Below are 21,437 nucleotides of genomic sequence, written 5' to 3'. Positions count from 1 at the left end.
AAGCTCCGGGATGGAGAACAAGCCCCCGGAGCGTCCGGAGGCTTGCCGTCTTGCCGTTTAGCCGTTGCTGCCGAGCAGCTTGTAGATAACCGCCGCGGCTTGCGCACGCGTCGCCTGTTGCTTGGGACCGAACGTGCCGTCCGTGAAGCCGTTGATCAGACCGGCTTGCTGCATCTCGTTCACCGCGTCGCTTGCGTACGAGGAGATTGCGTCGCCGTCCGCGAACGGCGAGGACATTCCCGTCCCGCCGAGCTTCACGTTCGCGGCTGCCGCCGCGCGGGACAGCATGACCGCCATGTCTTCGCGCGTAATCGTCTCGTTCGCTCCGAACGTGCCGTCGGCTTTGCCCTTCACGATGCCGAGCTTCTCGGCCGTCGCAACCGCTTGGTAGTACCAAGCGCCGGACGAGATATCCGCGAAGCCGGACGTCGCTTCCGCGTCCGTCAGATCAAGCGCGGAGAGGAGCAGCTTCAGGAATTCCGCTCTCGTCACCGAACGGCCCGGCTCGAACGAATCGGTGCCCGTTCCCGTCACAATCCCGCGGGCGGCGAGCGATTCGATCATCGTGCGCGCCCACTCGGCTTGGTTCAGGTCGTTCAGATTCGCATGGCCGTTCCCGACAGCGTAAGTGCCGAAGGATTGCGGCTCGAACGTTATCGTTCCGCTTGCCGCGTCGTACTTCGCGTTCTTGACGACCTTGAGCTCGCCGTCGTCTCCGATGGAGTAGATGACAATCTCGTGGGCCTTCTCGCCCGCTTGCAGGTCGTAAGGAACGGTGACCGTCACGGCGCCGGATTGGCCGGCGTTAGCAATCGCCTTGCCGTCGACCGTCAATCCGATATTGAATACCGGATGGCTGCCGATGCGATCTTGCGCGCTCTTCGACAATTCGGAAGAGGCAACTGCGGCAATTGCCGCCGTCAGCTCCTTGGCATCCCCGGACACCAGTCCGTCCGCTGCCTTCAGGGAGATGGAGAGCTCGATGCCCAGCGCGCTCAGGCTAAGCTGCGATGCTTGACCCGATTCGAGCGCCGCTTGAACCGGCAGCGTCACTTCCGCCTTGCTTGCCGACGAAGCATCCGGCTGAACCCGAATGACCAGCTTGCCGTCCTTGGCGGCCGCAGCGGCCTGCTTCACGGCTTCCGCCGTCAGCGTCGCCCGGGCCGTGCCATTGGAGCCGGCGGACGTGCGGACCGTAATGGTGCTTCCGGCGACTTCGGTGCTTCCGCCGCCCGCGGCAGAGCCGCTGCCGTTCGAAGCATCCGTGCCGCTATCCGTGTTGCCGTTATTGCCGTTGTTGCCGGTATTGCCGCCCGAGCTGGTCGTTGTCGCGGATGCGACTGCGGACGCTGCGGATTCGCCGGCCTCGTTTATCGCCGTTACTTGGTAGTAATAGGTCGTGCCGGAAGCGAGTCCGGTATCGGTATAGGCCGCTCCCGTCACGGGTTCGACATTAATCTGCGCGTAGGTTCCCGTGAGGGAAGCCGAACGATAGACGGCATAGCTTACCGCATTATCGGCAGGAGACCATACCAGCTTGATGCTGGCCGTTCCCTGTGCCGTTGCGGCCAGCCCGGTCGGCGCATTCGGCGCCTGGACGACCGGCTCGCTTGCCACCGTCACGTTGGCCTCGGCCGTGTAGCCGCCGTCTCCCGTCGTCACCGTGATGACCGCCGTGCCTTCTGCGACCGCCGTCACGACGCCGCTCTCGCTGACCGTCGCTACCGTCTCGTTGCTCGACGTCCACGTGACGTCTTGGTTCGTCGCGTTGCTCGGCTTCACCGTTGCGATTAACGTGTCCGTGCCTCCAGGAGACAAGCTCACGGTCATCTTGTTCAACTCGACTCCAGTGGCCGCTACCGGCTCATTCGTCTCCGGCTCGCTTGCCACCGTCACGTTGGCCGTCGCCGTGTAGCCGCCGTCATCCGTCGTTGCCGTGATGACCGCGGTGCCTTCGCCAACCGCCGTCACGACGCCGCTCTCGCTGACCGTCGCTACCGTCTCGTTGCTCGACGTCCACGTGACGTCTTGGTTCGTCGCGTTGCTCGGCTTCACCGTTGCGATTAACGTGTCCGTGCCGCCGGGTGCCAGGCTAATTGTCGTCTTGTTCAGCTCGACTCCGGTGGCCGACACCGGCTCATTCGTCTCCGGCTCGCTTGCCACCGTCACGTTGGCCGTCGCCGTGTAGCCGCCGTCGTCCGTCGTCACCGTGATGACCGCCGTGCCTTCGCCGACCGCCGTCACGACGCCGCTCTCGCTGACCGTCGCTACCGTCTCGTTGCTGGACGTCCACGTGACGTCTTGATTCGTCGCGTTGCTCGGCTTCACCGTTGCGATTAACGTGTCCGTGCCGCCGGGTGCCAGGCTAATTGTCGTCTTGTTCAGCTCGACTCCGGTGGCCGCAACGGCATCCGCCGTCACAACCGGGTTGATGCCCGTCGTGCTGTTGCCTTCGACAACCGTCACTTCCGTAATGCTGCCACTCGTATAACCGGCCTTGCCGGCGCTTACCGTGTAGCCTCCGCCCGCGAGCACCGATTCGAACGAGTAGTCCCCGTTCTCGTCCGTTGTCGTGTCGGCGATCGCGCTGCCGTTCAGCGTCAGTTCGACCGTCGCCCCGGCAACCGGATGATCGGACGTATCCTTCACCGTACCGGAGATCGAACCGCTCGCATAATCTCCGACGCGAACGAGCTTGATGTCGTCCAGGTAACCCCAGTAATCGGCCGCTGCCGATGCTTCGAACGCAATCGTAACCGTGCCGTCGGTCACGACGATGTTCGATACGCTGAACGTATGCCATACGTTCCAGCCCGTTCCGCTGGCCGTGCCCTGGTTGATGACATTCGCCGATGCCTGTGTCGTCGGCGTCGATGCCTTCAGTGTCAGCGTCGCGACCGCGGCGTTGTTCGTCGCTCTGCCCGCCGCATCCGTCGCATAGTTGCTCTTGCCGGACGAGACGGCCGACAGCTTGTACACGCCGTCCGCAAGGCCGGTAATCGTGCGGGACAGCGTGAAGCTGTAGGCGCCCAGTTGCCAATATTTGAACTGCGAGCCGCCTGCGAAGACGACGCCCTTCGCGGCGTCCGCCACGCTGTCGAAGACATATGTGGCGTTGTCGTCGCCCTGCGCGACGCCCGTCAGCGTCCAGCCGCCCAGATCTCCGGCCTGTTCGAAGCCGCCCCCGGTCGCCGCGGAGCCCGCATCCGAGGAGTCGTACTTGAAGGCGTAAGTGCTGACCGGGCTGTTCACATACCCCGGAGCCGTCGCGTAGAACTTCAGCACCGTGTTGCTCGCTACCCGGATCGGTCCCGTGTACACAAGCGTTGTGCTCGAACCGCTTGAATACGCAGGCGTGCTGCCATCAATCGAGTAGAAAATAGTGGCGTCGGGAGTTGCGGTCGACAGCTTCACGTAAGGAGACGCTGCCGTGATCGTATCTCCGTCTTCCAGTTCCGTGCCGTCGATGGTCTGTACGGCGACCGTCTGCACAAGCGTGCTCGGGTCGGCGTCCGCCGGCGGCAATCCGAAGTAGAAGTCGTCGAAGTCGCCGTACATCGTTCCGGCCGCCTTGACGCTCACCCCGATCGTAACGGTCCCCGAAGTGACAGGCACCGTAATCGAATACTGATTCCATGCGCCCCAGCTTCCGAACGTGACGCTCTGCTTCAGTGTCGCCGCGGAATCGGCGGCGTCGTAGCCGGTCGCGTAGATGAACACGTCCGGGCTGGCCGGGTCGTTGTAAGCTTCCGCCCAGACGGAATACGTATACGTCCCGTTCGCAAGACCGGTGATGGTCTGATAGGCCGTCTTCGCCGTCGTCGTCGTGCTGAAGTGCAGCGCGTACGAACCGGCATGAGCGTCGGTCGCATTGCTCTTGCGCGTCAGCGGCGAATTGATCGTCCAATTGGAGGATGCGGTCTCCAGCCCCGGGCTCACGACAAGATTCGTCGGTTGAGCCGACTGAACCGTAACGACGGCCTTCGCCGCTCCCGCGACGCCGCCCACCGTTCCGAGCGCCGTATAGATGCCCGGCGTGGACAGGCTGATCGCGCTCGTATCCCAGGAATCGACGGCAACGCTCTTATAGTAGCCGTCGCTGTATCGGCCGCTTACCGTCGAAGGCAAGCTGGGCGAGCTGCCGGCGTTGATCGTCGTGTAGTACGGTTCGGTCGCCGTCAGCAGGGAAGCCGGCGTTGCGGTCGAAGTGCGCACCAGGTTGAAGACGTCGATGGACGGCAGCGCCTTGCCGGTGTAGTCGAACAGCGCCTGATTCTCCCAGCCGCTTCCTTGTCCCGTGATCCAGCCCGTATCGTTCCCCGGCAGCCAATCGGCTCCCCAGTAGAACAAGCCAAGCCCCATATCGTTCGGGACGTTCGCCAGATTGTTGATGATATCGCGCAGCTCCGCGGCTTGCCCTTGCGGAGTCGGCGTATAGCCCGCCGTGTTCGCGCTCGTCTGGTCGAAGTTGTTGATCGTCTCGTCGCCCGGCTCAAGCGTCCAGGCGTACGCCGTCTCGGCGACGACGACCGGCTTGTTGTAACGGCTTGCCAGCGTGCTGAGGATGGTCGCGTTCTGCGCGATCGTGCCATGCCAGTACGGATAAGCCGAGATGCCGATCAAGTCGAAGTCGACGGCCGTCGAGCCGCTTGTCCAAGCGTCGAAGTTGGTCGTGAACGAGCTCGCCGCGCCGCTGGAGCTGCCGGCCAGGTGAATCATGATCTGGATGCCGGAGTCGACCGCGCGCACGGCCTCGGAAGCCTTCTGCAGCAGCGGAGCCGCCTTCGATGCCGAGTTGCCGTCGGTCCACAGCAGACCTCCGTTGATCTCGTTGCCGATCTGCACCATATCCGGAAGCGCGCCGGCTTCCCTCATCGCGTCGATCGAAGCGTAGGTGAAGTCGTACACGTCTTGCTGCAGCGTCGCGCCGGTGTCGTTCGCCCAGGCCTTCGGCTTGTTCTGCTTGCCGGGGTCGGCCCAGAAGTCGCTGTAATGGAAGTCGAGCAGCACCTTCATGCCGAGCGACTTCGCGTTCTTGGCCGTCGCGATGACGCTGGCCAGGTCGGTGTTGCCGCCGCCGATCGGATCGCCGAACGCGTCGGTCGGATCGTTCCAGAGGCGCAGCCGGATGTAGTTCACGCCGTGGTTCTGCAGAATCTGAAGCGCGCTCAGTTCCGAGCCGTCGGTATCGTAGAACTTCTTGCCGTACTTCTCCAGCTCATGCAGCTCGGAGACGTCCGCGCCCATGATGAAGTCGGAGCGCGAGCCGTTCTGCAGAGCCGCTACCGGCGCGACTGCCACGCGGTCGCTCGGGATCGCCGTAACCGTCACGGTCGCGGTCGCCGTCTTCGCGCCGTCTGCCGTTGTCGCGGTGATGACGGCCGTACCCGCGGCCTTCGCGGTCACGACGCCGCCCGCGTCGACCGCAGCGACATTCGCGTCGCTCGTCGACCACGTCACGCTCTTGTTGGTCGCATCGCTCGGAAGCACCGTCGCCGTCAACTGCCCGGTCGTTCCGACCTCAAGGCTCAGCTCGGACGGAGCGACTCCGACTCCGGCAACCGACACGGCTGCTCCTGTTACGCTTACCGTCGCAAGGGCGGTCAGCCCGTTCGAAGAGGATGCCGTAATCGTCGCCGTGCCGCCGCCGATTGCCGTAACCAGGCCGCTCGCGCTTACCGTCGCGATTCCCGTGTCGCTCGATGCCCACGTCACGCGAGGATCGGCATTCGTCGGCGCCAACGAGGCGGCGAGCTGGAGCGTCTCGCCGATGTTCAGCGAAGCCGAATTGCGATCCAGCGAGATCGAAGCCGGCGTCGAGATGAACGCGCCGTTCGCCTGGAAGTAGACGAGCCCTACCCAGTCGGTCGTCGTGGAGACGCCGTAAATCGTCAAGCGAATATGCTGGCCGACCGTATTCGCCGGCATCGCCGTCGTGAAGACGGTCGTCGCCCCGCCGAAGCTGGCGGAATTATCGACGGCGGTCGTCCAGTTCGTGCCGTCGTTCGACACCTCGAGGCTGAACTTCATCGTCTGCCAGAACGTCATCTTGACGTTGTCGATACGGGCCAAGGAGCCCAGATCGATCTGCCAGGTGACCGGCGTTCCGGACGTCTGCAAGTTCGCGCCGCTTGTCCATGCCGTGCCGCTCGTGACCGGCGTGTAAGGATAATAGCCCGACTTCGTCTTGTTGGCCGCAATCGAGCCGCCGTTCGACGCATAGCCGCTCGACAGGTCCGAGGTTACCGTCACCGCGGCCTGTGCCGTCTTGCCGTTCTCGGTCGCGGCCGTGATCGTCGCCGTACCGACGCCGACGGCGGTTACGACGCCGTTCGCGACGACGGCTACCGCCGGATCGCTCGATGTCCAGGTCTGTACTTGGCTCGTGCTGTAAGCCGGTGCGACGGAGGCGGTCAACTGCCCCGACTTGCCCGCCGTCAGCGTGAGCGCGGAAGGCGTCAACGCGACGCCGGTCGCCGGGATGACGGAGCTCTTCGCCAGTCCGCCCGCCGCCTCGTTCAGTGCAGCCGCGTCGCCATCGATACGGCTCTGATAGCTCACGTCCCATTGCTCCGAGCTTGCGGCAGCCAGATCGTTCTGCGCCGTCGTCAATGCCGACTTGTAGGCGCTCAGGCTATCGGCCGTATAGTAATCGTCCGCATAGGTCTTGGCGGCAATGGCTTGCTCGATTGCCGTCTGAAGCGCGAGCGTGTTCAGCACCGCGTCTCCGGACACAACGAGGGTGAAGGAGGTCGAGCCTTGGTAGCCCCCCTTATCCGCATAAGCGTCGACCGTCAGCGTAATCGTCGCTTCTCCCGGACCTACGGCGGTCAGAAGACCCGAAGAGTCGACCGTCGCCACTCCGGTCTTGCTGGAGCTCCAGGCGATCGACCGATAGTCGGCGGTGCCCGGGTTCATGATGGATGTCAATTGAAGGATGCTGCCCGAGCTCAGATTGACGATCGTTCCGTCGATCGCCTCGCCCGAACCGTTCTTGATGCCGATCGCTTCCACCGGAATAATCGGGTGAACGCTGACCGCAGCGCTGGCCGACAGAGCCGTATTCGCCGTCGAAGTCGCGGTAATGACCGCGTCGCCGTCTGCGATGGCCGTAACAAGGCCCGAGCTGCCGACCGTTGCGACGGACGTGTCGCTGGACGACCACGTTACCGATTGGTCGACGCCCGCCATGTTCGGATTGACCGCGGCCGTGAGCTGCGCCGTATTCCCCGGCGTCCCCGGAATGTCCAGCAGGCTGAGCGAGCTCTTGCTCAGCGTCACCGATACCGGAGCCGGAACGGCCGTGTAGACGTTGAAGTTGTCGAGCCACGTCGTCCAAGTCGCTGTCGTGCCGGTTGGACGGGTCGTGTAGAACTCCAGATAACCGAGATTGTTGTTGAACGCCGTGCCGGAATCGAAGGCCAGATTGCTGACCGTCGTCGTCATGCCGGAATCGGCTTTGTTCGTCAAGGTGAAGCTGGTCTTCTTCGCGGCCATGTCCAGCGTCACCTGCACGTTGTAGGTCGCGCTTGCCGTCTTGAAGCCGCTCGCGGCAACGGCGGTGCCCGTTATGGCCGTATTCGAGACGATCGCTGCGCTCGTATCGTACACGATCGAGCTGCTGCCTCCCGTCGGAATGCCGAAGGTAATGTAGTTGTTGTGCGCGCTGTCCTGGATGCGCAGTTGACCCGTGCCGTAGCCGGGAGCGCCCACGTTCCAATCGAAGTTCAGCACGATCTTGTTGTTCGCGACGGAGAAGCTCTTGTACTCCGCCCGGGCGCCGCTGCCGCTCGAGGCCAGCGAGAACACCTGGCTGCCGACTCCCGCCGGCGCCGCGACCCCGACGGTCGCGAAGGCGGCTGCCGAGCCTGCCGCCGCCGACCAATTGTCCGCGAGCGTCCGATTGTCGAAGCTCTCGCTGACGGAAGGCACATACACGGTCGCGTCGGCCTCGAAGGACCCGTCCTTCGTCTTGGCGGCAATAACCGCCACGCCCGCCTTGATCGCGGTCACCTTGCCGTAGGCGTCAACCGACGCGATCGTCGGATTGTTGGACGTCCAGACGACGTCCGTGTTCGTCGCGTCCGCAGGCACGACGTTGGCAACCAACTGCTTCGTCGGAGCGTCGGCCGCCGGATTCGTCGTCGAGAAGTAATCCGACGCGAAGTAATAAGAGCCGACATCGAGCGCGACTCCCGTTACGGCCACCGGAGTGGACTGCACCGTGACGGTCGTCGTCGCCGTATAACCTCCGTCCGCCGTCGTTGCCGTAATCGTCGCCGTGCCGACCGTCACGCCCGTCACATTGCCGTTCGCATCGACGGTCGCGACCGTCTCGTCGGAGGACGTCCAATTCACCGTCTTGTTATAAGCGTCGTCCGGCGCCAGAATCGCCACGATCGGCTTCGTGGAATCGACCATGATATTGAGCGCGGACTTGCTTAAGGAGATGCCCGTCACCATAACCGGAACAACGGTGATAACGCTTGTCGCCTTGATCGAGGCGTCGTCGTCCGACGTCGCCGTAATCGTCGTCGTGCCGGTCGCAAGCGTCGTGACCAGCCCGCTCGCATCGACCGTCGCAACGGTCGGATCGGAAGACGTCCAGCTAAGCGTGTTGAAGCTGGCGTCCGCCGGAGCGACCGTCGCCGTCAATTGCTGCGTCCGGCCCAGGCTGACGGTGGCGCTCGTCTTGTTCAGCGTCACGCTTGCCACCGGAATCTTGGTGACGTTCAGCGTGTAGGAAGCCGAAGCCAGCCCATCCGCCGATGTAGCGGTGATGACCGTCGTGCCGTCATGCTTGACGTTCAGCTTGACGTTCGCGGTCACGTCCGACTGCTGGTACAGCGTTCCCGGGTTCGACGATTGCCAGAACTCGCCGAGGAAGGAAGCCACGCTCGGGTCGCTGGACGTGAACGTGACGCGCTTGTTCGTCGTGCCGGCCGGCAGTGTCGCAACCAGCGTCTGCTGGTCCCACACCTTCGCACTGACCGTGCTGCCCGGCACGCTGCCGCCGACCTTCAAGGTCAAACCGGCCGCATCCGTCGGCGGCACAACCGTCACGTCGGCCGATGCCGATAAGCCGCCGTCGACAGTCGTCGCCGTAATGCGGGCCGTTCCCGTTCCGACGGCGGTGACATAGCCGGCCGCATTCACCTTCGCGACGCTCGGATCGCTCGATGTCCACGTCAGGCTGCTGTCGAACACGAGCTTGTTCGAGCTTGCGTTCGAGTCCGGCGCGATCGTCGGCAGCAGCCTCGTCGTCTTGCCTTCGGTCAGGCTCAGAGCGGATTGGTTAAGCGTAATGCCGGTCGGGCTTGTCTTGGTCACGCTGTACGTGCCGAAGCCCTTGAGCGGCGTCTGCGCCGTCTCCGGCTTGTTCTTCGCATGACCTCTCCACAGGTAAGCGTACATGCTGTCCATCATGTCGCCCATCTTGCCGTTCGCGGTGCTGCCCATCTCCTTGATGGACGTGTCGCCGTTGTTGAACATCGTCCGCCGGTCGACCGTGTTCGCGCCGCGAGTCGCGTAGCCCGCGCCTTCGACGACGATCCAGTCGGTCTCCCAGTAGAAGAAGCCCCTCATCCGGTCATGCGGATTCGCCACTTCCCGCAGCGCCTGCATGTAATCGAGCAGCCAGTTGTACTGCCCATTCGGACTGCTCGCGACATAATAAGCCGTCTGTCCCATCGAGCCGCTCTCGTCGGCATAGTCCGGGTTGTACTTGGTGAACGAATAGCCGGTCTCGACGTCGAGATAATCCTGGTCCGGATAATTCGCGATATCGTTCGTCAGCATCGAAGGAATGGCATCGCTCGTATGTCCGCCGTACAACGAGTACGCTTGCCCGTCGAACTTGACGCCGTTCGAAGTCAGCTTCCCGAATACCGTATTGGAATTGTCCGGATTGTAGCCGTTATTCGTATGAATGAATGCGCTGACGCCCGGCGCCGCATCGTGCACCGCATCGTAAGCCGCGTTGATCAGCGCCTTGAAGCCGGAGGAGCTGTAGCCCTTGCCGTTCGGCCAGGCGATGCCGCCGTCCTGCTCGTTGCCGATCTTGACGCCCATCGGCGTCGTGCCCTGATCGACGAGCGCCTTGATGAAGTCATACACGTAGTTGTACATTGTCGTCGTCATCTCGTCGAGCGACTGGTCGACCAGCGCGCCGCTGGAGTTCTTGTACATCCAGTCCAGCGGTGTGAACGCCTTGCCCGCACTCATCCAGGCATCGCTGAAGTGGAAGCTCGGCAGATAGCCGATGTCCAATTCCTGCGCCCGCTCGGCCAATGCCAGCGCGTGCGTCTTGTCGAAGTAGCCGGCCTGCATCGTATACGGGAACGGATTGCCGTCCTCGTCCGTGAAGTCCGTGTACTGCTGCTGCTTCGGGCTGCTCTGATCGTAGATGGCGTTGCCCGCGTGCACGAACAGCATCCCCGTGACCGCATTGACGCCGTGGTTGGCGAGAATCGTCAAGCAGTCCTGTTGAACGCCGTTGGCGAAGTACTTGCCGCCGTTGTCCTCGATGACCGGCAGGAAGGAGACGTCCGCTCCCTTGACCGTGCTGTTGTCGATCTCGAACAAGTCGAAGTTGTCGACGTAAGCCTTGTCCGTGCCGTTGCCCGTCCAGCCGTCATGGCTGGCGTTCCCGCCCTGCGAATTGTACGTCTGCACGCTCTTCCGATAGTTCTCGTCGTTGAGCGTATTCGCGTACAGAACGACCTGGTCGTCGCTTGGTCCCGTCTTGAAGCGGATCGTCAGCAGCGCATAGCCCGCCGTGCCGTCCGGCGCTTGGCGCAGCACGGTTCCGCTCAGGTTCTTGACCCCGAGGTTGATCCGGTCGCCGTAAGCGGTGACGTTGACCAGTTGCCCCGTATTGCCGAGGTAGTTGCTCTGGTAGATTGTCTCCCACGTATCCTGGCGATCGACCTTCGCGCGAACCGTCGCGATATAATCGGTGTTCGGCTTGACCGCAACCGTCTGGCTGATCTGCGAGTCTGCGCTCAGCACGGCTGCGTTCGTTCCCGTATCCGAGCTGCTGCCTACCGCTGCCGTTCCCGCATCGATTGTCCAGCCGGCAAGCGAGCCGGTCTCGAAGTCCCAGTTGGCCACCGGATTCTCGTCGCTGCTGTCGAGCGTAAGCTCGATGTCGTCCACCATCAGGTTCGTCCCGCTTCCGGATGCGAACGTGACCGTCGCTTGCCCGTTATAGACGAGCACGTTGCGCAGAGACACCTGCGTCCATTCCGTGCTGCTGATATAGCCGTCGATCAGCAGCCGGGTGTCCGGACCGCCGGTGTTCGTCGCCGTCATCGCAGCCGCGTTGCTCGTGCTGCTCGTCGACCCCTTCACCCAAGCGGACAACGTATAGCTGCCCTGCTCGATTCCCGTAATCGTCTGCGCGATCGACGAATTGGCCGCGGACAGCTTGACCGCGGACGCGCCTCCGTGCTTGTCCGCCGTCTGTGCCGCGGCCGTTCCCGTCTTCGACCATCCCGTCAAGTCGCCGGTCTCGAACCCGAGATTGACGGAAGACGGCGCCGCCGCCGCGCTTGCCTCCTTAACCCCCGTCCCCAGCGGCAAGCCGAACGCCGATCCCGCGAGCAGCGCAACGGTCAGCGTTTGCGCGACCGCTCGTCTAAGCCTGTTCCTCATCGTGTTGCCAACCTCCTTTTCATAGAAAGAACCGTGCAATTGAAAGCGCATTCAATGAAGGCGCGACTCGAATAGAGCCGACCTGCATGCCCCTGCGCCAATGGCGGCTGCCGCCCGCGCCGGAATCGCAAATCCACTCAACCGCCATTAAACGCTTTCCCTTCTAATCTTACTTGCTCCATCCTCCCGCCGACATACGACAAACTTACGATTTCCTCTGAAAATCGAAGGTCGAAAAGCGCCCGTTCGCCTACTTCCTGGAAGTGGATACATGTTCCCCCGGCTGTTGTTCGCCTCCGCGCCGCTCTCGCAGCACGACCAAAAGAAGCTGCCCCCATCAGCCGACAATCGACTCAGGGACAGCCTCCGGGCAAATCCGTTTAAGTTCAAGAAACCTCGATGCCAAGATCGGCGCTATTCCGCTCTCCGTTCGGGCAGCCGCAGCAGCACGCGGGTTCCTTCGCCGGGAGCGCTGTCGTACTTCAGGCCGTACTGCAAGCCGTAGGATAGCTGCAGACGCTCCTCGATATTGCGCACCCCGTAGCCTCCCAGGTCCGCCTTCGCCGCGGGCTTCAGGATGGCCTCCAATTGCTCCTCGTCCATGCCGACGCCGTTGTCCGCGACCTCGATCAGGAGATCCCCCTTGTCCGTCCAGGCCGACACCCGAATATCGCCCTCCTCGCTGTCCTTCTCCATAATCCCGTGCAGAATCGCATTCTCCAGAAGCGGCTGCAGCAGAATTTTCGGCAGAAGGCAATCGTACAGATCGCGGGACACCTCGAATTCCAGGCGGACGCCGTCTCCGAATCGCATGTTCTGGATGCGCACGTACGCCTCGATATGCTTCAGCTCGCTCTCGAGCGTCACGTACTCCTTGCCGTTGGACAAGCTCAGCTTGTAGAAGACGGCCAGCTCGTCGACGACCCGCTTGATGTCCCGCGCATCCGATTCGATGGCCATGACGTTGATGAGATCGAGCGTATTGTAGAGGAAGTGAGGGTTGATCTGCGCCTGCAGCGCCTTCAGCTCCTTGTTCTTGACCTCGCGTCCGAGCGAAGACTTCTCCTCGATCAGGCCCGAGATGTTCTGCACCATCGTATTGAAGTTATGCGTCAACTCCCCGATCTCGTCTTCGTTCACCGGCAGCGGCGCAAGCTGGAAGTTCCCGTGCTTCACCTTGCGCACATGGACGATCAGGCGGCGAATCCGCTTGGTCGCGGACTCCGCCACGAGATAGGAGAGCGGGAGCATAAAGGGAACGACGAAGAGGAAAATCGTCACGATCCGGTTCCGCGCCTTGACCGTCGATTGCAGGATATCGGTATACGGCACGGTCAGCGCGACCTTCATGTCGGTGTGCGGGATCGCTTGTACGCCGAGCAGGTGCCGGTTGCCTCCGATCGGATAGTTGTCGTTGTCGTAGCTGTCCCCCGCGTCGGAATCGGCGAAGAGCGCATTCACCTGCCCGACAAGCTCGTCCGGGTATTCGAACCCTTCCGAGCTGCCGATCAGCTCCCCCTCCTCGTTGAATAAGAAAGCGACCGCGTTCGGCGTCAGGATGGCATGGTTCAGCACCGACTCCATCGCGGTCTGCTTCACCCGCGCACGAACGATTCCGTCGAACTGCCGGACGTCGTGATCGTTCGGGATTTTGCGCAGGACGGTCAGCTCGCGCGGGTCCGCATCCGGCTCCAGATCGGTCGAGGGCAGCCAGGCGACGACCGCCTTGGACGCGGCGAAGCGGACATACCACGGCTTGTCCTCCACCTCCTTGATGCGCAGGAAGTCGGCGTTCTCCGTCGCTTCGGCCAGCCCCTTCTTCATGTAAATCTGGATCGCCTGGATATCGTCGTTGTAGCGGAACTGATTGATCAGCCGGGACAACTGCAGCGCGTCCATATGCCAGGTGTCGATGTCCTCGTAGGGCGCGGAATCCGCCGTTACCGCATTCTTCACGAGCTCGTTGAATGCGATGAAGTTGAGCACCTCCGAGATGGCTTCGGACTTGTACTCGAGGTAGGCCCTCGTCTCGTCGAGCATCTTGCGGGAGGAGTATTCGGCCGCTTCCTTGTTCTCCTTCTGCGTGAGACTGATATGGATAAAAAGCAGCAGCAGGAACGGAATCAGAATGACGAGCACGAAGATGGCGAACAGCTTGTATCGGATGCTCAGGTAGAAAGACCGCTTCAGCTTGCGTCTCATCGGATGGCACGCTCCCGGAACTCGGAGGGGGTGCAGCCCGCATTCCGCTTGAAGAAGGTCGTGAAGTAATTCGAGTCGGAGATGCCGATCCGCAAGGCGACCTCGGTCATCTTGACGTTCGAGTCCGCGAGCAGCTCCTTCGCCCGGCTCATGCGCGTATCCGTGATGAACTCCTTGATCGTCTGACGGCTCATCTTCTTGAAGTACGCGCACAGATACGTCTCGCTAAGCTGCATATGGTCGGCGATCTCCCGGATCGTGAAGCCCTTCTCGTGGAAGTGGGTATGAATATAGCGCACGATCTCCCGCATCTTGCCGCTTCCCGCGCCGCCCTCCTCTTCGCCCGTCTCCGCCATCGCGTCCAGGAACGACAGCACGTATTGCTCCAGCGCCGCAAGGCTCGGAATGCGGTCGATCTCCTTCCACATGTACCTTCGCTCGGTGTCCTCCGACACCTCGGCCAGCCCAAGCTGAACGGCCGTCTCCATAACGGCGATCAGGAATTGGAAGTATGTGTCCTTGAGCCTCAGGATGTCCAGGTCCAACTGCTTGCGCACATAATCTGTCCACTCCCGGACAATTCGCTTCGCCTCTTCGATATGGCCCTTGCGAAGCTGGTCGCGCATGAGCCGGACCTCCTCCCAATTCGTCGCCACCGGCTCATGCCGGCCGAGCGCATCGGAGAAGATCGGCTGCGCGCCGTTGCCGTAATATTGGTACGAGCACGCAAGCGAGGCGAGACGGTACGATTCCGGGATGCTCACGAACGACGTGGCCGGCCCCCCGACGCCCAGCCGCAGATCGATCTCGGGTCCTCCGATCTCCCGAAGGGCGGACAGCACCTCCTCGATGACGGCCCTGCCCGCGCGGTACGAGCTGCCGTAGGCTCCCGGAATGACGACGATTAGAAAATGGCGGGAGTCGAAGCCGGCAAGCGCTTTCAACTCGTGGAGACGCGCATGGTTCGAGATGGACTCGAGAATTCGCTGCTGCGTGATCCCCGGGTCCTCGGGCAGATCGGACGGGCTCCAGTACAGGCTGGCGACCGCCACCGTGAACGGCCCTTCCGTCGGAAGCAGGAACGTCTCCTGACTGCGCAAAGCCGGAGCGACGTGCGGAGAATCCGGATGGGAGACGAGCCGCCGCACCATCTCTTGCCGCAGATAAGGAAGGCTGCGGTCGAAGCCCTCCTGCAGCATCCGCTCCTCGTCCCTGCGCTTCAGCTCCTCGCGGCGGAGCCGGATGGCGGACTCCACCGCGTCGCGGACTTCGTTCAGATTGACCGGCTTCTCGATATACGTGAACGCCTTCAGATGAATGGCGGACTTGAGGTATTCCTTGTCGGAGAATCCGCTCAGGAAGAGGATGAGGCAATCGGGATCGGACTTGCGGTATTCCGTCGCGAATTCGATTCCGCCCATCTTCGGCATCCGGATGTCGCACAGAATGATGTCCGGCTTCCGCTCCCTGGCGATCTCCAGAGCCTGCAGGCCGTTCCGCGCCGTCTCCACCTCATCGATTCCGACAGTCTCCCACGGAATGTAGGTGCGCAGCAATTCCCGGGTGCGAGTCTCGTCATCCACGATCAATAATCTCAAGAGAATCCCTCCCCGAATCACGAAGCTCCGGACGGTCGCGCCCCCCGGACCGTCGGCCCGCCGATCGGGCTCGGTCCGCAGGCTGCGACTCCGTCTCCCCATTATAGAAGGAGGAGGAGTCACTGCCTACGGGACAAACCGAACATTTTCTTCGATTCTCTCAGGCGGCGGGGATTCTCTTGCCGATGCCGCTCCGATGTCCCCGCTATGCTACAGGCACGGCTCCGGCTCCTCCTCCGAAGCTGCGGCGAATTCCAGCAGATACGGCGTGAGCGGCTCGAGCGTCAGTTCGGTTCCCGCGAGAGTCTCGCCGGCGATCAGGTCGGCGAATCCGCCGATCGGGGCGTTCCCGCCGCTCCCGAGGAACGCTTCTACCGTTACCGGGCTGTCGCCGTAGTTGACGATGTTCAGCAATCTCCGGCCGTCCAGCTCGACGCTGCGCCATTCCACGTTATATGGCAGTTCTCCGGATGAAGCCACCTTCAGCGTAACGTGCTGCGGATCGATATCGCCGAGGATCGGCTGCAGCGCGTCGCGGATCTGGGAAGCCGTCGAGGTCTCCGCGTTCAGCTTGGCGGCATGGGCGAACACATAATTCCGGTCCGCGGCCGATTGCGCGGCGCCGCGCGGCTCCAGCTCCAGCGAGTGGGACCCGACCAGCAGCACGCGTCCGCCCTGCTCCATGAACGATTGAATGCCGGACAAGGTTGCCGGGTCCACGCGGGAAGCGGCGGGGACGATCAGCAGCTCGTACGCCTCGAGCCCGCCTTCGGCGACCTGCTTCTCCGAGACGAAGCCCGCCTTGTATCCGCTGTAGGACAGCGCCTCGTAGGAGCGAAGCCTGGCGTTCCAGTAATCCCCGGAGAAGATTCCCGAAGCGGTCGAATGCAGAATCGCGGCTTGCGGACGTTCGTTCTGGAAGGCCGTGATCTCCAGGGACAGCCGGTTCAGGTCCAGATTGGTCTTGCCCGCCTCGGCGACGACGTCGGGACGGTGAAGAATGCTGCCCTCCCGGCTGGACGAGGCATCGTACGTTCGCTCCCACACCCAGATGGCGGAGCCGCTGCGTCCATGAATCGCGCTCTGCCACAGGACGGACCGCAGATGCTTCGCTTGCTGCGGCGAATAGTCGCTGTCCCCGTCCGCGATGATATGATGCTCGGAATTGAACACCGGCGCTTCCTTCAGGGAAGCTTGCAGGTCGTAGAAGCTCAGCTCCTCCATGAAGCCCTTCGGCCCTTCGTTGATGTAATTCCAGTTGTCGTTGCCGTTGATCTGGCTGAACTCGGAGAATCGCTCGATGTCCACGCCCCAGGCCAGGCTGCCCTGCGGGTCCCCCATAATCTTCGCCTGAACCGGCAGGTCCGGCGCCAGCTCGTGAATGATGTCCGCCATCCATTCGTGCCACTTGGCGAAGTAGTCCTGGTTAAACAGGACGTAATCGTAGGAACGGACGGAAGCGGTTACATTGTCCGGCATCGGCACCTCGGCGAAGGCCGCGTAGTTGGATTGGTAGGCGTCGTTCAGCTCGCCGATCCCTCCGGCATACAGCTCCGCCAGATAAGCGTGCCAAGCGCCCGCGGCGTTCGGGTCTTTATTCGCCTGATAGACGGATTCGTTGCTCAAGGTGATGCTGTGCAGCGAATCGTACGCCGAGACGATCGGGATGAGCGCTCTCAAGTAATCCTCGATAATCTCTTGAGCCATCGGCTGGAACAACGAGAACTTGATGAAGCCGTTGTTGGCTGAACTCAGCTCCGGCCACTTCGCAAGAGCCCAGTCGGGAAAATAATGCGGCGAAATAAGCAGGTTGACGGCAACGTCGTGCTCCTCCGCGTTCTGCAGCACCTTCTCGATGTCCGAGTGGATTTTCTGAGTCGATACGACGTATTCCTTGTCCTCCGAATACCCTCCCAGATCCTCGAAGCCGGGGTTGCTCACCAGGTTGATATCGCTGCCGGCCTTCGTGACGCTGAGATCGTCGATCCAGATCGTTCCCACGTTCTCCGAGACGACCAGCAGCTTGTAAGACGTCTCCGCCGCTCCCGTCGTATACTCGTATTCGACCTCCCGCCAGTCGTACGTCCCGCTCGGGAACGACTTGCGCTGCTTCATGCCGGAGCCTCCGGGGAACCAGGTGTTCTTCGCGTTCTCGCCCTTGACCCATACTTTGAATTCGTAGGTCGTGTTCGGCTCCACCGCTATCGTCTGCCCGACGTTGAAGTAGACGTTCGATTGGAACGGCGACGAATTCGTAATCTTCAACGAAGCGTTCCCGCTCCGGCTCGCGTCGTCCGTCACCGCCGCAGAGGCGACGACCCCGCCCGCCCGGCTGACCGAGTATTGATTGATGTAATCCGTCTTGTCCAGAATGACGTCGCGCGGCCCCAATTCGATCTGAATGACGTTGGCCCCCAGATCCTGAAGCTTCGGAACATCCTTCCGAACCTGGGTGAACGCCCCGTAGCCGGTGAAGATGATCGGCCGCGTCTCGACGACGCCCGTGCTCCTGACCTGCGTATCCCCGACGAAGGAGTAGCCCGAGATATCGACGGGCCCCGTCACGTAACGCGGCACCTCCGCAGGCGTGCGGCTGCCGTCCAGCGACGCCTGCAGCTCCGCTGCGGCTTCGTCGTACAGCTTCTCCAGCTCCAGCGCCACGTAATAAGCGCGGCTCAGCCGTCCCTGCGCGATATCCTCCTTGCCGTAAGCGATAAAGTCCTGAATAACCGTATAATTGACGCGCTCGTAATCCGTCGACAGGCCGAGCGCTTCGCATTCCGTCAGCCATTGCTCCAGAAGCGGCAGCTTGGTCTCCGTCGCGTCCAGCATCGCTTCCACGTCCGCAGCCGTCATGGCCGCGTCCACGGTTAACGTCCATTGCTCTGCGGCTTCCGAAGCCGGATCGGAGAGCGCGAAGTCAAGCTCGTACGTTCCCGGCTCCGTCGCTGTGAACGGAATCGGAATGTGCGCGACGGACGCTGCCGGAATCGTCACCTCCCTGTCTTCGCCGAGGAAGACGGAGGTCAGATTCAGCGTGCGGGGCTCGTCCTCCCAATTCGCGGCATATACCGAGTAGGAGACGGAGGCGTCTACGGCCGTCTGCCGAGGTCCCTCCACCCAGAAGCTCCACTCCCGATCGGCCGGAATCAGATGCACCTGTCCGTGCAGCTCCGGGTTCTTGGCCTTGCCGATGCCTTGCGTCCATTCCAGCCAGCCGCGGCGGCCGGCCCCGTCGTTGTCGTTCACGAGCAGGGTGAACGGCAGCAGATCCGCCTCGGGCTTGCCGGCTGCAATCGCGGTCCACGGCATCTTGACCTCATAGACGGTCTCGTTGCCGCTGCGAACGGCTGCGGCCGTGATCTGATCCGCCCCGACTGCGGCCTGTCCTTCGCTGAACTGCCAAATATTCGCTTGGCCATCCATATAATTGATGCCGTATTCCGGCCCGTACTCGCCGTTAAGGCCGAAGGCGAACTGGATGCTGTCGCCTCGCCACATCGTGCTTCCGGCGATCGGCTCATGAATATCGTCGGTCACTGCCGCCGCCCAATAGAAGAAGTCGTCGTCGTACGCCAGGTAGACGCTTGCGGATACGTCCGACGGTCCGCCCCAGCCGCTCATCTGAATCTGGTCGTCCTTCGCCGGAAGCTGCAGCTCCGCATAGCCGTCCCACTCGTCCAAGCTGCCGTCAATGACGATCTCGTCGGCGCCCGCCTCAAGCGCAAGCGCATGGTCGTGGCTTCCGAAGCCGGAGCGGAACTGCTCCCAGGAAGCCGTCTCCGCCTGCGCCCCTTCATCTGATAACGCTTCCAATTGTTCTCCGTAAACGGCGGAGGGATATCCCCCCGCCGCCGCGGAGAACAGCAGTACAATCGCCAGCAACAGAGCAACCGCGCTTGAAGCCGAATAAGAACGTGTTCTCATCATCATCGTCCTCCGATTGATATTGAATTTTAATTCACGATCCGCACGGCCCGCGGGGCGCCGGCATAGACGGGTCGGCCGTCGCAGACGATCTCGCAATGCCCCGGGCTCATGGCGATATCCACCGTATGCCCCCGATGCCGGAAGCCGTCGATCCGGATCGTCCCCTCCGCCGGCGGACAAGGGCGGACCGACAGACTGCCGTCCAGCCCCGGCTCGATGCCCGCCAGTCCGAACAGGATCGCCTCCGCCCCGGACAGGCCGGCGACGACGTTGGCCCGCTTGTGCGCCGGAACGGCCGGCCTGTCGCAATAATGCTCCTGCGGATAGTAGGGAAGATGCCGCCCCATCCAGAACAGCCGCTTCAGCACGTCCCACGCCTTGTCCGGATATCCCCGTTCCCAGAGCGTCAGCGCCAGCATCGGGGCGTCGCCGGTATACGTGCCTGCTCCGGACCAGTCCGGATCGTTCAGCTCGTAGTGAAGCTCGTCCTCCGCCGAGACGCTGCTGACGCCGTACTCGCCCAGGAACGCGCCGTCCCGGACCTGCTCAAGCATCCGCTCCGCCATCGGCTCCGTGCAGGCCCCGAACCGAAGCGCGTCGAAGTACTGGATCGAATAGATCGTCTCCTCGTGGCCGTCCGGATAAAGCGCCTTGAACCATCCCTTCTCTTCGTCCCACAGCCGCTCGCGTATTGAACGGCGAATCGCTTCCGCCTTCCCGCGCCACTGCGCGGCTTCTTCCCCGCCTTGCCCCAGCTTCTCCGCCAGCTCGGCCAGCCGCTCATAGCTCCAGGCGCGCTCGGCGTTGGGGCTGGCCACGATATGCTCGTATCCGGCTCCCCTCATCTCCAGCAGATTCGGCTGAAGGCCGTAGTCGAGCAGCCCGTTCCACTCGCGCAGACGGCCATCGTCCTTCAGCACCAATTCGCGCATCGCGGGATACAGGTCCTCCCCGCCGCCGTGCAGCAGCATGACCGACCAGACGAAGTGCACGTAGGACCACAAGCTGTACGAATAAGGAACGTTGGCCCCCTTGCCGCTCGGCGCGAATCGGGAATGGCGGTCGATGCCGCTCGCCGCCATCAGCCGCGCCAGCTCCAGACTCTTCTCCTCGCCCAGCAGCAGCCCCATCGTCTTCGCCGCATAGCCGCCTGCGTCCCAAGGGTAACAGCAGATTCCGGCTCCTTCGATGCCGGACACGACCGGGAACGGCTGCATGGCGAACTCGGGGTTGTCCCACAGGCAGATCAGCCCGCTCAGAAGCGATCGCCGGTAGTACGCCTCCAGTCCCGGAATATCCGACGAGAGCGACGGGAGCCGCGCGCTCGCTTCCTCCAGCCGCCGCTCCCATGCTTCCCGCGTCCGGCTCTCGAGCTGCGCCAGCGTTCCTTCCGCCCGGAAGGGAACGCCGGCGGCGCCGATTCCGACCGCGAACCGCATGATCCGCTCCTCCCCGTGCTCCAGCGTCATTATCCCGTCGTCCTCTTGCAGCAGCGTTATTCTCGCATCGGGATTTTCCCATACCCCGTCCCCTGCGGAGCGTGCCGCTTCCGCCGAAGTGTCGGGCCAGCCGTAATCCCATTCGTCGAGGGAGACGCGGGCGGGCTTGCCCGGCTCGACCTGCGGAAGAACGGAGAGCCGGACGGAGCGGCCGCTGCGATTGCGGACGGTCAGCTTCAGCGCGAAGCCGTGCAGGCCGTACAGCGGCACCAGCTCGCTGACGACGCCGAGGGAGAGCAGCTTCCCGTCGAGCCTGTGATGGTACGTTCCTCTGCGGACGATGCGGTCGGGCCGCCATCGCTCCTCCGCATACAGCAAGCCGACGTCCCCCTTGCCCAGATGGCCCGTATCCGGAATGCGATGGCCGTCGGCAACAAGCGTAAAGCCGAGTCGCAGATCGCCCGCGGCATACGGAGGCGAATAGCAGCCGCTCACCCCCGCGACGGTTCGGCGCTCCGGCGCCGCCGTGCTGTAGCCGCTGCCCGCCCAGACATGCTTCTCTGGAGCGAGACAGCGACGCAAATCCAATTCGTAATCTTCCAGCTTGAACATC

General features: G+C 62.7%; 5 protein-coding genes. All 5 read right to left on the bottom strand.

The features are described 5' to 3' along the window. Positions 1-57: 57 nt before the first annotated feature. Positions 58-11,655: a glycosyl hydrolase 53 family protein gene (locus tag E6C55_RS04630; RefSeq protein ID WP_168735460.1), complete on the bottom strand. Its 11,598-nt coding sequence runs from the start codon at positions 11,653-11,655 to the stop codon at positions 58-60. A gap of 414 nt (positions 11,656-12,069) precedes the next feature. Next, positions 12,070-13,857 (bottom strand): cache domain-containing sensor histidine kinase, encoded by a 1,788-nt coding sequence (locus E6C55_RS04625; RefSeq protein WP_136368607.1) that lies wholly within the window; start codon positions 13,855-13,857, stop codon positions 12,070-12,072. Next, on the bottom strand, positions 13,854-15,455 hold the full coding sequence (locus E6C55_RS04620; protein WP_136368606.1) for a response regulator: 1,602 nt from the start codon (positions 15,453-15,455) through the stop codon (positions 13,854-13,856). The genes E6C55_RS04625 and E6C55_RS04620 overlap by 4 nt, the downstream gene beginning before the upstream one ends. 210 nt (positions 15,456-15,665) lie before the next feature. Next, complete coding sequence (locus tag E6C55_RS04615) at positions 15,666-19,382, bottom strand: sugar-binding protein (protein WP_168735459.1); 3,717 nt, start codon at positions 19,380-19,382, stop codon at positions 15,666-15,668. A gap of 29 nt (positions 19,383-19,411) precedes the next feature. Beyond that, a complete protein-coding gene (locus E6C55_RS04610) occupies positions 19,412-21,436 on the bottom strand; it encodes an MGH1-like glycoside hydrolase domain-containing protein (protein ID WP_136368604.1) in 2,025 nt (674 codons plus the stop codon). Between the last annotated feature and the right edge of the window lies 1 nt (position 21,437).

The sequence above is a fragment of the Cohnella fermenti genome, from assembly GCF_004801405.1.
Lineage (GTDB): Bacteria > Bacillota > Bacilli > Paenibacillales > Paenibacillaceae > Cohnella > Cohnella fermenti.
This window is presented reverse-complemented; position numbering and strand designations above follow the sequence as displayed.

Excerpts from the sequence above, each read along its gene's own strand:
- E6C55_RS04630 (WP_168735460.1), bottom strand. The coding sequence starts at position 11,655 with ATGAGGAACAGGCTTAGACGAGCGGTCGCGCAAACGCTGACCGTTGCG.
- E6C55_RS04610 (WP_136368604.1), bottom strand. The coding sequence starts at position 21,436 with ATGTTCAAGCTGGAAGATTACGAATTGGATTTGCGTCGCTGTCTCGCT.
- E6C55_RS04625 (WP_136368607.1), bottom strand. The coding sequence starts at position 13,857 with ATGAGACGCAAGCTGAAGCGGTCTTTCTACCTGAGCATCCGATACAAG.
- E6C55_RS04615 (WP_168735459.1), bottom strand. The coding sequence starts at position 19,382 with ATGAGAACACGTTCTTATTCGGCTTCAAGCGCGGTTGCTCTGTTGCTG.